General features: G+C 66.9%; 10 protein-coding genes. 3 read left to right on the top strand and 7 right to left on the bottom strand.

Going from position 1 to position 12,397, the window contains the following annotated elements; all coding sequences use genetic code 11:
- Positions 1-195 precede the first annotated feature (195 nt).
- Positions 196-1,680, bottom strand: coding sequence for an alpha/beta fold hydrolase (locus ACLMAL_RS27670; RefSeq protein ID WP_412001755.1), 1,485 nt, complete (start codon positions 1,678-1,680; stop codon positions 196-198).
- 431 nt (positions 1,681-2,111) lie between these two features.
- Here ACLMAL_RS27670 and ACLMAL_RS27665 point away from each other — a divergent pair, with 431 nt between their 5' ends.
- A complete protein-coding gene (locus tag ACLMAL_RS27665; protein ID WP_412001754.1) occupies positions 2,112-2,660 on the top strand; it encodes a DUF6262 family protein in 549 nt (182 codons plus the stop codon).
- A gap of 125 nt (positions 2,661-2,785) precedes the next feature.
- A complete protein-coding gene (locus ACLMAL_RS27660; RefSeq protein WP_412001753.1) occupies positions 2,786-3,649 on the top strand; it encodes a class I SAM-dependent methyltransferase in 864 nt (287 codons plus the stop codon).
- A gap of 80 nt (positions 3,650-3,729) precedes the next feature.
- Here ACLMAL_RS27660 and ACLMAL_RS27655 read toward each other — a convergent pair whose 3' ends face one another.
- The 3 genes from ACLMAL_RS27655 to ACLMAL_RS27645 form a co-directional block, all read right to left on the bottom strand.
- Positions 3,730-3,909, bottom strand: a complete 180-nt coding sequence (locus tag ACLMAL_RS27655; RefSeq protein WP_412001752.1) for a hypothetical protein — start codon at positions 3,907-3,909, stop codon at positions 3,730-3,732.
- Positions 3,899-4,372, bottom strand: a complete 474-nt coding sequence (locus tag ACLMAL_RS27650) for a hypothetical protein (RefSeq protein ID WP_412001751.1) — start codon at positions 4,370-4,372, stop codon at positions 3,899-3,901. Before ACLMAL_RS27650 ends, ACLMAL_RS27655 begins: the two co-directional genes overlap by 11 nt.
- Positions 4,373-4,547: 175 nt before the next feature.
- The gene (locus ACLMAL_RS27645) at positions 4,548-5,789 is read right to left on the bottom strand and encodes a site-specific integrase (protein ID WP_412001750.1); all 1,242 of its coding nucleotides are present in this window, start codon (positions 5,787-5,789) and stop codon (positions 4,548-4,550) included.
- A 405-nt stretch (positions 5,790-6,194) separates the two neighbouring features.
- Between ACLMAL_RS27645 and ACLMAL_RS27640 the strand changes: the two genes are divergently transcribed.
- Positions 6,195-7,139, top strand: a complete 945-nt coding sequence (locus ACLMAL_RS27640; RefSeq protein WP_412001749.1) for a hypothetical protein — start codon at positions 6,195-6,197, stop codon at positions 7,137-7,139.
- A gap of 226 nt (positions 7,140-7,365) precedes the next feature.
- Here ACLMAL_RS27640 and rox read toward each other — a convergent pair whose 3' ends face one another.
- From rox to ACLMAL_RS27625, 3 genes are all read right to left on the bottom strand, one after another.
- Positions 7,366-8,793: a rifampin monooxygenase gene (gene rox, locus ACLMAL_RS27635; RefSeq protein ID WP_412001748.1), complete on the bottom strand. Its 1,428-nt coding sequence runs from the start codon at positions 8,791-8,793 to the stop codon at positions 7,366-7,368.
- Positions 8,794-9,560: 767 nt separating this feature from the next.
- Positions 9,561-9,848 (bottom strand): DUF4158 domain-containing protein, encoded by a 288-nt coding sequence (locus ACLMAL_RS27630; protein ID WP_412001747.1) that lies wholly within the window; start codon positions 9,846-9,848, stop codon positions 9,561-9,563.
- A 14-nt stretch (positions 9,849-9,862) separates the two neighbouring features.
- Positions 9,863-12,256: an ATP-binding cassette domain-containing protein gene (locus ACLMAL_RS27625; RefSeq protein ID WP_412001784.1), complete on the bottom strand. Its 2,394-nt coding sequence runs from the start codon at positions 12,254-12,256 to the stop codon at positions 9,863-9,865.
- Between the last annotated feature and the right edge of the window lie 141 nt (positions 12,257-12,397).

Here is a 12,397-nt window from a genome sequence, read left to right as displayed (position 1 = left end):
GAGAATCCGGTCGGGAGGAGGAGTCCTCGACGGCTGGTCAGGTCGCGCGAGCCCCCACTGGTGACGGTCAGGTAGTCAGCTGTTGGCCGCCGACGGTCGCTATGCGGAGCCAGTTCGACGACGAAACCGTCACGATCGCCGCTTGACCGATCCGCTGGCCCGGATGAGACCGATCGTCCTGGGTCAGCGTGTGGGCTAGGGCGTGGAATGATCAGCGTAGCAGGTGATGTCGGTATCCGGCATGGTTCCCACGCTGAAGTATGTGTTGATCGCGTGGTTCACGCAGTCGCTGAGTTCGGGCCGGAATGTCATGTGGATACGGACATCCTGCAGCGTCACCATCCGCGACTCGGACATGTCCTGATGCAATCGGACGCCGTGGACATAAGGAGTTCGGGGATCGCCCGTCGCCTGCAGGATGAGCGCGGGCACAGAATTCCGGACTACAGCCGGTGGCTCGACCGGGCGAGGCCAGAAGGCGCACGGCTGGATGTTGTTCGCCAGCGCGCCGAAAACCGGCTGCGTGGCACGGGTCTCTTCGATGTTGCGCCAGTACCAGGTCGGATCAATCGGTGCCCCGACATCGCCGCAGGCGATCTGCGCAAGCACCGAATTCTCATTGTCGCGCAGCGCCTCCACGATGGCACGAAGCCGGGGTGTTCGCGATGTAGTTGGCGGACCACCCGCGGCATCGGCGATCTCCCGCACAGTGGCGGCCATCGCTTCGTTCAGCCGGAAGTTCATCAGCAATCCGTGCAGGATGAACGGAAGCCAGTGATCGTCAATGGCAAACCCATCGATGACAATCGGTTGGCGCGCAGCGATACGAACGAGCTCCTCGATCTTCGCCCGCACCTGCTGCGGAGTCGCACCGAGCCGGAACTCGTCATCCCGACCGGAAACCCAGCCGGCCCAGTCGTCCAGCGCGATCTCGTCTGCCGGACCCCAATCCTGAACCAAGCCCTCCCAATACCGGTCCGGGTCGATCGTGCTGTCGAGCACGATGCGGTCACTCCTCTCGGGGAACATCTGCGTGAACACGGCCCCGAGGTAGGTGCCGTAGGACACGCCGTAGAAGTTGGCCTTCTCCTCACCCAGGGCGCCTCGCACAATGTCCATGTCACGCGCGGTGTTGCGAGTGGTGAACTGCCTCAGCTTGTTCGGATCACGAATAAGGCAGGTCGCGGCCATCCCCGCGGACTGAACGGTGTCGTGCACGAATCCCAGCGGATCCAGACCCGCTGACCGAATCATCTCGCCTACCGGCCACCCGCACCGCGGACTCCGACCGGATTCGCCGACCCCGCGCGGATCCATGCCGATCAGGTCGTAACTCGCCAAGACCTCCGGCGAGAGCACATCACCGAGCAGATCCAGACTGTCCAGCCCCTCCCCACCAGGACCGCCCGGATTGGACAGCAGAATTCCCCGCCGCTGCACCGGATCGCCGGCCTTCACCCGCGAAATCGCCACGGTCATCGTGCGATCGTCGGGATTCCCGTAGTCGAGCGGCACCAGTACATCCGCGCACTCGCCACCGGCCTTGTCGATATTTTCGACGGCGCAAGGCTTCCACTCGAGCCGCTGGTGATAGAACCGGTCCAATCCGATCGGGTGCGCGTCGTCCACCGGGTCCGCCTGGCTGTACGCCGGCACCGCCATCAGCAGGGACACCGCCACTACAGACATCGAACGCCAGAACAGGTTCACCGACAACAGACTTCGCCTCTCGATATGAGGGATCACACAGGTTGGTGCGACGTGAACCGTAGCCGATACGGGGGTTCGGTTGTGGTAGCCCACACCCACTCAGGGTGAGTCGAGCATTTCGGCGCACATCGAGTCCGTCCAGCACGCGGTCCAACCTGTAGTGGAACTTCCGCTCGCGCATCTGCGCCGGGTCCCTGTCCCAAATCGGCCTGTCGAACTCTCGGAAACTCGAGCGCGGCTTGATCTGCGGCGGGCCGACGACTTGCCCCACCGCACGAACCACGCTCCATACTGGCCGTACTGCGGCACCTTCGATGCGTGCCTGCGGTCGGCCAGATCCAGGTGCTGGGCTCCCCCCTCCCCGCGACCATCTCGCCCGCACCCACCTCGGAGGCCACCGCGTGACCGACACCCGCCCGCACCGCAGCGCCCGGCCGATGCTCGACGGCCGCCGCGACGACTCGCTGCGCCAACGCGTGCTGGCAGTCCTCAACAAGGTGGTCACCGACGGTGAACACATCAGTACGTCCGCGATCGCTCGCGCAGCCGGGGTGGACCGAACCTTCCTCTACCGGCACCGTGATCTTCTGGAGAAAATCCCTGTGCTGCAAGCAGATCCAGCCGCCACCGCCGACCGTGGACCTGCGGTCACCCGTGCTTCGTTGCAGGCGGACCTGCTGGCCGCCCACGAGCGAGCCGCCCGACTTGCTGCGCGCGTCCAGCAACTGGAGAAACGACTGTCCGAAGCGCTCGGCGAGCAGACCTGGCGTGAATCCGGACTCGGCGCACCCACCGACATCGACGCGCTCCACCAGCGCGTCAACCAGCTCGAACAGCGAAACATCGACCTGCAGCAACAACTCGACGAACGCGACGACGATCTTGCCGCCGCTCGTGCCACCAACCGCGAACTCATGACCCGGCTCAACACATCAACCCAGCCCCGATAACAGGTTCGAGCCCGCCCCTGTCGACTCGTGGCAACCGCTCCGAAGGAGGGCCGACCGTAATCAGTGCTATCGATCGTGAGTGAGTTCATAGAGCACGCGCCACATTCGCAAGTAGGTTCTTGAATATGGAAAACGACGGACCCAGCCGGACAGCGCTCATCACCGCGTACGCCCGCGCCTATCACCAGATCGCTGACCGACCACAGATCTTCACCGACCCCCTGGCGGCACGTCTGCTCGGCGTCACCGCAGAGGAACTGGCCGAATTGGGCACGCCCACAACCAATCACCTCGGTGACGGGGTCAGCGATCGGCCCCGCCGACTGTTCTTCGCCGCACGCGCACGCTTCGCCGAGGACGCCGTGGCCGCGGCCATCGCCGCTGGTGTGCGGCAGGTCGTGATCCTCGGCGCCGGTCTGGACACCTTCGCCTATCGCAATCCGCGCCCGGACTTGCGTGTCTTCGAGGTCGACCACCCCGCCACCCAAGCGTGGAAACGCGAACGCCTTACTACCGCCGGAATCGACCGTCCTGAGACGTTGACCTTCGTGCCGGTCGATTTCGAAACCCAGACGCTGGCAGCGGGATTGGAATCCACCGGATTCAAACGGACGGACCCGGCCGTATTCGTGTGGCTCGGCGTCGTCTTCTATCTGACTCCGAACGCCGCCCACGCCACTCTCGAATACATCGCTGGTCAGGCCCAGCCGGTCGAGGTGGTCTTCGACTACCTGCAGCCCGCGAACAGCGACGAGGACCGTGCGCACCAGCAGGCACGTGCCGATCGGCTGGCCGGCGTCGGCGAACCCGTGTTCAGCTACTTCACGCCCGACGACATCGCCGCACAGCTGCGCGCCCTCGGCTTCACCGACCTCGAAGACCACTCCGCCTCCGACCTCGTCACCCGCTACCTCGACGGATCCGCAAGATTCGGAGGCGAACCGCCCCGCGCACTGCGCGCGATCCGCATACTGCGCGCGAGCCGCTGAGGATTGCCCGCCACGTCGACTTGCACCACATCTGTCGCGACGGCTAGCATCTCCGGCATCAGCCTCTGAACTGCACAAACTCAGAGAAATGCGGGAACGCACGTGGGCCGAGCCCCGGAGAATAACCCATAGGCGTAGACCGTCTTCAGCAAGGCCGCATCGCGCAGGGCAGGTAATGCACCCTTGCGCCCGTGCCGCCGCGCGTGCTCGACCGGCGCATCGGCGGCATCGAACAACGCCTGGACCTCGTCATAGGTCAACCGCCGCCGACCGGGTTGCCCCCTCGACATCGGCGACATGAGCAATCGAATTGCCCTCGTGGAACACCTGCTGTGGCACCGATCCGAAACGCTGCCGGCAGACTGTCGGCCCCTGGCAGCCAGTATCGGTCACGTACTGCATGAACAAAGTGATCGACAGCTGGTACCCGCGCGCGGTCGAGACGGAGATCGGTCGGGTGCCGTCCCGCTCGCCCCGAAGGTGAGTGATGAATTCCTCACCGTCGGTCGGTTCCCATTGCCACGGATACGAATTCGTGAACTCACCCGTCCTGCGAATGAGCGCGAGCCGTGGCCGGATTATCGCTTTCTTCAACAATCGGGTCCGCTGCTGCCGCTCCCAACCGGCGAGCATCGCATCGAACACGGCGCGTTCCGGGTCCAGGTGCACGACTCCATCGGCAAGCACAAGGTGCGCCGCACCGGGCAGATCAGCCCTGTCCATGGTGTTGCATCTAACACAACATCGTTGCGTCTTGTTCGCGAAACGATCGAATCACTCAGGTAGGGCACGATTTTCGCGGCGACGCGCTAAGGTACGAAACTTCTGGACCTGTGTCGCAGCCTTCATCGTGGCAATGTGCAATGTTGCATCAAATGCAATTCATCCTGTAGACGCGTCACAGGCCCAGTTTGGTGACGGCGTTGTCTTCCAACGGGTTTGCGGTGCGGATGTAGCCGTGCACGGTGCGGGGGTTGGACCAGCGGCCTTGGCGCATGATTTCGCGGTCGCTCGCGCCGCCGAGTGCGGCTTGGGTGGCGAAGCCCGCGCGCAGCGAGTGGCCGGAGAAGAGGGCGGGGTCGAGGCCGGCGCGGGCGGCGTAGCGCTTGACGAGTTCGGCGACGGCGCGCCCGGACATGGGGCGGGCGGCGATGCCGCCGTGGCGGGTGATGGTGGGGAACAGGGGTTGGTCGGCGAGGGTGGTGCCTTGAAAACCGTGGCAGCGATGGATGTCCGGGGGTGTGGGTCGTGTGTCGGTGAGCCAGGCTTGCAGTCCGCTGGCGGCGTGGGCAGCATGGGCTTCGAGCAGGTGTATCCAGTCGGCGAAGGCGCAGACGGGGCAGGTGTGCGGGCGTTGGCCACGGGGCAGCGCGACGCGTTGTTCGCTGGTGCCGGTCGGGTCGGTTTTGGTGGTCGGCAGCTGGACGAGCAGGAGGGGTTCGCCGGTGCGGTGGTCGAGGTGTACGCGAACGTCGGTGATGCGCAGGCCGGCAAGTTCGCTGCGGCGCAATGCACCAGCGAATCCGACGAGCAGCGCGAGAGTGTCGCGGCGGCGGGCGGGTTCGGTCGGCCAGCCCGGTTCGGGTAGACCGGCCAGCAGCTGTTCGAGGGTGTGCAGCAGGACGGGGCGTTTGCGCGTGGGTTGGGAGCGCCGCGTGCGGCGAATGCCGCGCAGGGTCAGGCGAACCACGTCGGAGCGGGTGGGGGAGGGCAGTCCGTTGGCGGCGTGGACGGCGGCGATGGCGGCGGCTTTACGTTCGAGGGTGGCGGCGCTGAAAGCCCAGTGCCGGGACTCGGATTCACTGTCACTGTGACGTAATGTGGTTGGGTCGGGGTGACGCTGCGCGTCGGCGGCGGCAGCCAAATACACCGCGACGTCCAAGGCGTCGGCGGGCAGGGCCTGCCTATTTTCCGCCGCGCACCAGGCGGCCCAGGCGATCCAGTCGGTGCGGTAGGCGCGCAGGGTATTCGCGGATTGGGATGCCTCGAGGTATCGGCGGAGCGACCCTGCTTGGTTGTCGTCGAAGCGTTCGCGTACCAATCGGAGTGCGGCAGCGTCGATCAGGACGCTGCGGACTCCTTTGCGCAGTTCGGTCTGGACCGAGTCCGGTACCGCGACAACAGCGGTTCGATCGTCCACGAATCAGCTCCCTAGTTTTCTCGTAATTCCGTAGCAGTTTCGTTTCGTGTACACGAACCAAACGAAAACGAAACTCCTGCACCGACAATCAATCACTCTAGCGGAGTCTGACCGCCGATAAGGTTCACTTATCGGCGGTCAGAATGTCGTGTCGTGCAAGGAGACGTCCCGGAGCGACACGCATTTCGTTTCGCCTCAATACGTTGGATAGGACGAAACAAACGCTACGATTCTCCCGTGTCCGCCGTATGCAACTACCCTGGCTGCCCCCGACCCATCACTCGCGGCAGCGGCCCCGGCCGACCATCGGAATACTGCGACCATCCGGAGCACACGCGATGGCGAGCCTGGCGCGAACGTCAACGGCAACAGCACGAGTCGGACATCACGACCGCTTCCGTCACGGTGACGTCACCGGGCCCGGTGACGGTCGCCCGCTTACGCGCCGACGAGCTGCTCACCCAGTTCCGTGGACTGGCAGAACAATTGGGCACCACCCTGAACACCGCCGTTGCCGAACTGTCCACACTGGCCGACCCCTCCATCGCGGAAGCGCAGGTCCAGGCCGTTCAGGCCGATGCGGCCCGCCGGATCGCCGAGGCCGAGATAGCAGGCGTCACCGCCGAGCAGGCCCGACGCGACGCCGAGGAAGCCAAGGCGATCGCCGACGCCGCAGCAGAAGATGCCGCTGCGGCAGCCGAGCACGCGGAAAGTCTGGTCGCCGTCGCGAATACGGCCCGCGACGACGCGCTGCGCGAAGTCGAACGCACCACCAGGCAAGCCGCCGACGACGTGTTCGCCGCGCGCAGCGCCGCAGAAGCCGAAATTCGTACCGCACGTCGCGAAGCCGCCGAGGAAATCGAGCGGATCCGGCAGGAGGCCGCCGAACAGGTGCAGCAGGCACAGCGGCGCGCCGACACCGAAATCGGACACGCCCAACGCGAATCAGCGGCGCGGGTGGCATCCGCGCAATCCGAACGCGATCTCGCCGTCCAGCGGGCCGCGGACGCCGAACGCGCGACCGAACGAGCGGAGAAGGCAGCCGCGGAACGGGTCGAAGCAGCCAACGAAGCGCGTGTGGAGTGGCGCAGGGTTCGCGCCGAACTCGATGCGACACGCACCGAGTTGGCGGAGGCGCGCCGCACGGCAATCGCGGAGCTCACCGCGGTGCGAACGGAAGCGGCGACAGCCATCGACAAGGCACACGCCGAGACAGCCCACCGCATCGAAGCATTGGACGAAGCCCGCACCCAAACCCTGACCCGCGCCGAACGCGCTGAAGCCCAACTCGACGAGTTGCTCGCCCAGGCGCGGCGCGCGGGCGCGGCGAACCCACCCGGAGCGGAGTAGTCGAGGCGGGCGGAGCGAGGAACCGACGATGGAGCACGGGATGCCAATAGCCGATCCGGGAGGCGATTTCGGCCGCTACCTGTCGGCGAATGTGCCCATGGCTGCCGCCGTGTCGGCCGTGTGCTGAGATCGGTTCAGGGGGTCTATGGAACCGTGGCTGGCGCTGAGCGTGATCTTGCTGACTACCCGTCCTCTGGGTGGTGGAGGCGTTCGCGAAGGTCGGCGCTCAGCTGACGGCAGCGCCGAACCACTTGGGCAGCTGGCTGAGCAGGTCCTGCTGGTTTTCACCGACCCACGCCACGTGGCCGTCCGGCCGCAACAGCGTCGCAGGCACGTCCAGTTCCTCGCTGACCTCGACGACGTGGTCGACCCGATCTGCCCAGCCCGCCACTGAGAGCCGGCCGGTCTGGTCGAGCAGTAGCCCGCGGCCGCCGTGCATCAACTCGTAGAGGCGGCCCCGCTTCAACCCGACGTCCCGCAGCCGCCGGCCGAGCAGTTCGTGCCCCTCGCCCAGGTCGTAGCGAACCCCGATCGCGGTGATCTTCTCGGTCAGGTACCGGTTCACCTCCTCGAAGTCCATAAGTTCCGACAGCAGCTGGCGCACAGACCGGGGACCCGGCTCGGAGGACATCAGCTCGGACTGCACGCGGGTGTTGTTCAGCACGTCGGCGGCTACTGGGTGCCGTTCGGTGTGGTAGCTGTCCAGCAGCCCCTCCGGTGCCCAGCCGTTGACCTCGGCGGCCAGTTTCCAGCCCAGATTGAACGCGTCCTGGACGCCGAGGTTGAGGCCCTGCCCGCCCAGCGGTGGGTGGACGTGCGCCGCGTCGCCGGCAAGCAGCACCCGGCCGACCCGGTAGCGCTCGGCCAGCCGGGTGGCGTCGCCGAAGCGGGACAGCCAACGCGGTGAGTGCACGCCGAAGTCGGTGCCGGCGAACACCCGCAGCTGTTGCTTGAACTCCTCGAGGGTCGGCGGGACCGACCGGTCCTCGGCCACACCCTCGGCGGGCACGACGACGCGGTACACCCCGTCCCCAGAGGGCCCGGCGCCGAACCCCTTGTGGGTCTTGCGGACCTCAGCCACCACGGCGGCCAGCGTCTCCGGCGGCGCGGCCACCTCCATCTCGCCCAGCAGCGACTCGACCCGGGTGGGCTCGCCGGGGAAGCCGACGTCGAGCAGCTTGCGCACCGTGCTGCGGCCGCCGTCGCAACCGACGAGGTAGCGCGAGCGCAGCTGCGTGCTGTCGGCCAGCTCGACGGTCACCCCGTGGTCGTCCTGGCTCAGCCCGATCAGTTCGCAGCCGCGCCGGATCTCGGCGCCGAGTTCGGTGGCGTGCTCGGTCAGCAGGCGCTCGGTGACGGGCTGCGGGATGCCGAGGACGTACGGATGTGCCGTGTTGAGCCGGTCGGGCTGCGGCTTGGTGATGCCGGCGAAGAAGCCGCCGACCGGGTACTGCTTGCCGAGCGCGAGGAACCGCTCCAGCAGACCGCGCTGGTCCATTACCTCGACGCTGCGCACGTGCAGGCCGAGCGACCGGACATGCCTGGTCGGCTCGGCCTCCTTCTCCAGCACGAGCGTGTGCACGCCGTGCAGCCGCAACTCGCTGGCCAGCATCAAGCCGGTTGGTCCACCGCCGGCAACGATCACGTCGATCATGAAAACCCCTCATTCGACAAGGTTGCATTTCGGCCGGCTGCTCCGGGCAGTCCGGCGGCGAGCACACCCCACTTCCGCGCCGAGTGCCCGCACCACGAGTCCCACCGGAGGTTCGACGCCCCGCGCGAGGCCCACACCTCGACAAGAGCACACGTACTTCGCGAATCCTTGATTTCCGCAAGTTCTGGCTTCGACCGGAGATTCTGCGGCACGACCCGGGTCTTGCCGCAAGACCCCCGGTGCGCTATATGTTGAGAGTGGCAGGACTGGGTAACCTCCTTGCCTCTGCGTTTTGCCGTCCGCTGTGGACGGACAAGCTCCTCCCCAAACAGTGACGTGCCGCGTACGGCCAGGCCGTCGTCAGCTGAACCCACCTGGGCTCATCCCCTCCTCGTCGGCATCGGTAGTGGCCGGGTGGCGCAGGCCGCCGCCAGCCGGGGTGGAGGCGCGGAAGCTGTAGCGGCCCGCGCGGCTCGATCTCCGTCTCCGGCGTCCCATCACCACCGCGCCCGGCGTCCGAATCGGCCGCCGGCGCAGCCGCTCCAGTTCCGAGACCCGCCGCCCTTCCGGGCACCCCACGCATTGCCACCACATCCGCCGGCAGCGATGCGTCCGCCCGTAGCGCGCCCGCCACTGTCGCGTACAGCTGTTTCTCCGCCACCTCGCGCACGGGACGCGACCTGATTGACCAGCACGCGCACACCCGGCAGCAACACTCGGTTGCGTCGCAGCCAGCCCACCGCCTGGTTGAACAGCGCCACGGGCCCTCAGCGCCCGTCCACGCCCGCCGTGCAGGAACGCGCGGAACTTCGGTCCCCACTCTGCCTCCTCGAACGCGGGCGGTAGCCGTAGGCGTCCCGGATCTCGCACGCGTGCTCGTACGGCATCTTCCGCTCGGTGTACCGCTTCACCACCGATGGGTCCTCGATCCGCAGCTGCGCGGCCAGGTGCTCGATGACCGACCACGGCACGCCCAGCGGATCGTCCACGTTGAACCGGCCGACGGAGCGAACGGTGCACATCTGGTTCGCGGACCCCAGCGTCCTCCGACGCAACGGGATCAGGTCGGTCAGGAGCCGATGTAGGCCGCGAGGTGCTCGCCGGTGAGGGTGGAACGGGCGGCGACGAGGTCGGCGGGGGTGCCTTCGAAGACGATCCGGCCGCCGTCGTGGCCTGCGCCGGGGCCGAGGTCGATGATCCAGTCGGCGTGCGCCATGACCGCCTGATGGTGCTCGACGACGATGACCGACTTGCCGGAGTCCACGAGCCGGTCTAGCAAGCCGAGCAACTGCTCGACATCGGCGAGGTGGAGGCCCGCGGTCGGCTCGTCGAGGACGTAGACGCCGCCCTTCTCGGCCATGTGGGTGGCCAGCTTGAGCCGCTGCCGCTCGCCGCCGGACAGCGTGGTGAGCGGCTGACCGAGGCTGAGGTAGCCGAGCCCGACGTCGGCGAGCCGGCCGAGGATGGCGTGCGCGGCCGGTATGTGCGCTTCGCCGGCGCCGAAGAACTCCTCGGCCTCGGTCACCGACATCGCCAGCACCTCGCTGATGTCGCGGCCGCCGAGATGGTATTCCAGCACCGACGCCTGATACCGCTTCCCCTCGCACTCCTCGCAGGTGGTGGCGACACCGGCCATCATCGCCAGGTCGGTGTAGACCACCCCGACGCCGTTGCAGTTGGGACAGGCGCCCTCGGAGTTGGCGCTGAACAGCGCTGGCTTCACGCCGTTGGCCTTCGCGAACGCTTTGCGGATCGGGTCGAGCAGTCCGGTGTATGTCGCCGGGTTGCTGCGCCGCGAGCCGCGGATAGCGCCCTGGTCGACCGACACCACATCCGCGCCGCGGGGGATCGACCCGTGCACGAGCGAGCTCTTGCCGGAGCCGGCGACGCCGGTGACAACGCAGAGCACCCCGAGCGGGATATCGACGTCGAGGTCCTGAAGGTTGTGTGTTGTCGCGCCGCGGATCGCCAGCGTGCCGGTGGGCTTGCGCACAGCCTCCTTGACGGCGGCGCGATCGTCGAAATGGCGGCCGGTGATGGTCCCGCTGGCCCGCAGCCCCTCGACGGTGCCCTCGAAGCAGACGGTGCCGCCCCCCGTACCGGCACCGGGGCCGAGGTCGACAACGTGGTCGGCGATCACGATCGTCTCCGGCTTGTGCTCCACGACGAGCACCGTGTTGCCCTTGTCCCGCAGTTGCCGCAGCAGGTCGTTCATCCGCTGGATGTCGTGCGGATGCAGCCCGATGGTGGGCTCGTCGAAGACGTAGGTGACATCGGTGAGCGCCGACCCGAGGTGGCGGATCATCTTGACGCGCTGCGCCTCACCGCCCGACAGCGTCCCCGACGGCCGTTCGAGTGAGAGGTATCCCAGCCCGATCTGCACGAACGAGTCGAGGGTGTGCCCCAGCGCGGCGAGCAACGGCGCGACCGACGGCTCGTCGAGGCCGCGGACCCATTCGGCGAGGTCGCTGATCTGCATCGCGCAGGCGTCGGCGATGTTGATCCCGCTGATCCGCGAGGAGCGGGCAAGCTCGCTGAGCCGGGTGCCACCGCATTCGGGACAGATGGTGAAGGTGACCGCCCGGTCCACGAACGCCCGGATGTGCGGCTGCAGCGCGTCGGGGTCTTTGGCGAGGAACGACTTCTGCACCTTGGGGATCAGCCCCTCGTAGGTGAGGTTGACGCCGTCGACCTTCACCTTGGTCGGCTCTTTGTAGAGGAAGTCGTTGAGTTCCTTCTTGGTGTACTTGCGGATCGGCTTGTTCGGGTCGACGAAGCCCGACTCGGCGTAGACCCGCACCGTCCAGAAGCTGTCCGACTTCCAGCCCGGGATGGTGAACGCGCCCTCGGCGAGCGACTTGGAGTCGTCGTAGAGCTGGGTGAGGTCGATATCGGAGACTGCGCCACGGCCTTCGCAGCGCGGGCACATGCCGCCGGTGATGCTGAAGCTGCGACGCTCCTTCACGGTTCGTCCGGCGCGCTCTATGGCGACCGCACCCGCTCCACTGATCGAGGCGACGTTGAAGGAGAAGGCCTGGGGCGAGCCGATGTGCGGCTGCCCGAGTCGGCTGAAGAGGATGCGCAGCATCGCGCTGGCGTCGGTGGCGGTACCGACCGTGGAGCGGGGGTCGGCACCCATCCGCTGCTGGTCGACGGTGATCACGGTCGTCAGCCCTTCGAGCACGTCGACCTCGGGCCGCGCCTGCGACGGCATGAAGCCTTGTACGAAGGCACTGTAGGTCTCGTTGATCAGCCGCTGCGACTCAGCGGCGATGGTGCTGAACACCAGCGAGCTCTTACCCGAGCCGGAGACGCCGGTGAACACCGTCAGCCTGCGCTTGGGGATCTCGATGCTGACGTCCTGGAGGTTGTTCACGCGCGCGCCGTGCACGCGGATCAGATCGTGGCTGTCGGCAGCGTGCGGTGCCGGCGACTTCGTTTTCGTCCTCGTGGCCGTGGTCATCGTGTCTCCATCTGTTGCGCGGGCCGTGTTGGCGGTCTCCGTCGTCGTGGCCTTGCTCGATCTAATCAGGCTTCGATCAGTGCGTTCGGTTGTCCCTCGTCGGCACGCCCGGTCGGGCCAACCGGCGGCGTCGCGCATCAG

Origin of the sequence: Nocardia sp. CWNU-33 (genome assembly GCF_046764895.1) — a bacterium.
In the GTDB taxonomy this organism is placed as follows: domain Bacteria; phylum Actinomycetota; class Actinomycetes; order Mycobacteriales; family Mycobacteriaceae; genus Nocardia.
Note: the sequence above shows the minus strand (reverse complement) of the source record. Positions and strands in the feature narration are given on the sequence as shown.

Coding starts and splice junctions, on each gene's coding strand:
- rox (WP_412001748.1), bottom strand. CDS start 8,793: ATGATCGACGTGATCGTTGCCGGCGGTGGACCAACCGGCTTGATGCTG.
- ACLMAL_RS27625 (WP_412001784.1), bottom strand. CDS start 12,256: ATGACCACGGCCACGAGGACGAAAACGAAGTCGCCGGCACCGCACGCT.
- ACLMAL_RS27660 (WP_412001753.1), top strand. CDS start 2,786: ATGGAAAACGACGGACCCAGCCGGACAGCGCTCATCACCGCGTACGCC.
- ACLMAL_RS27650 (WP_412001751.1), bottom strand. CDS start 4,372: ATGGACAGGGCTGATCTGCCCGGTGCGGCGCACCTTGTGCTTGCCGAT.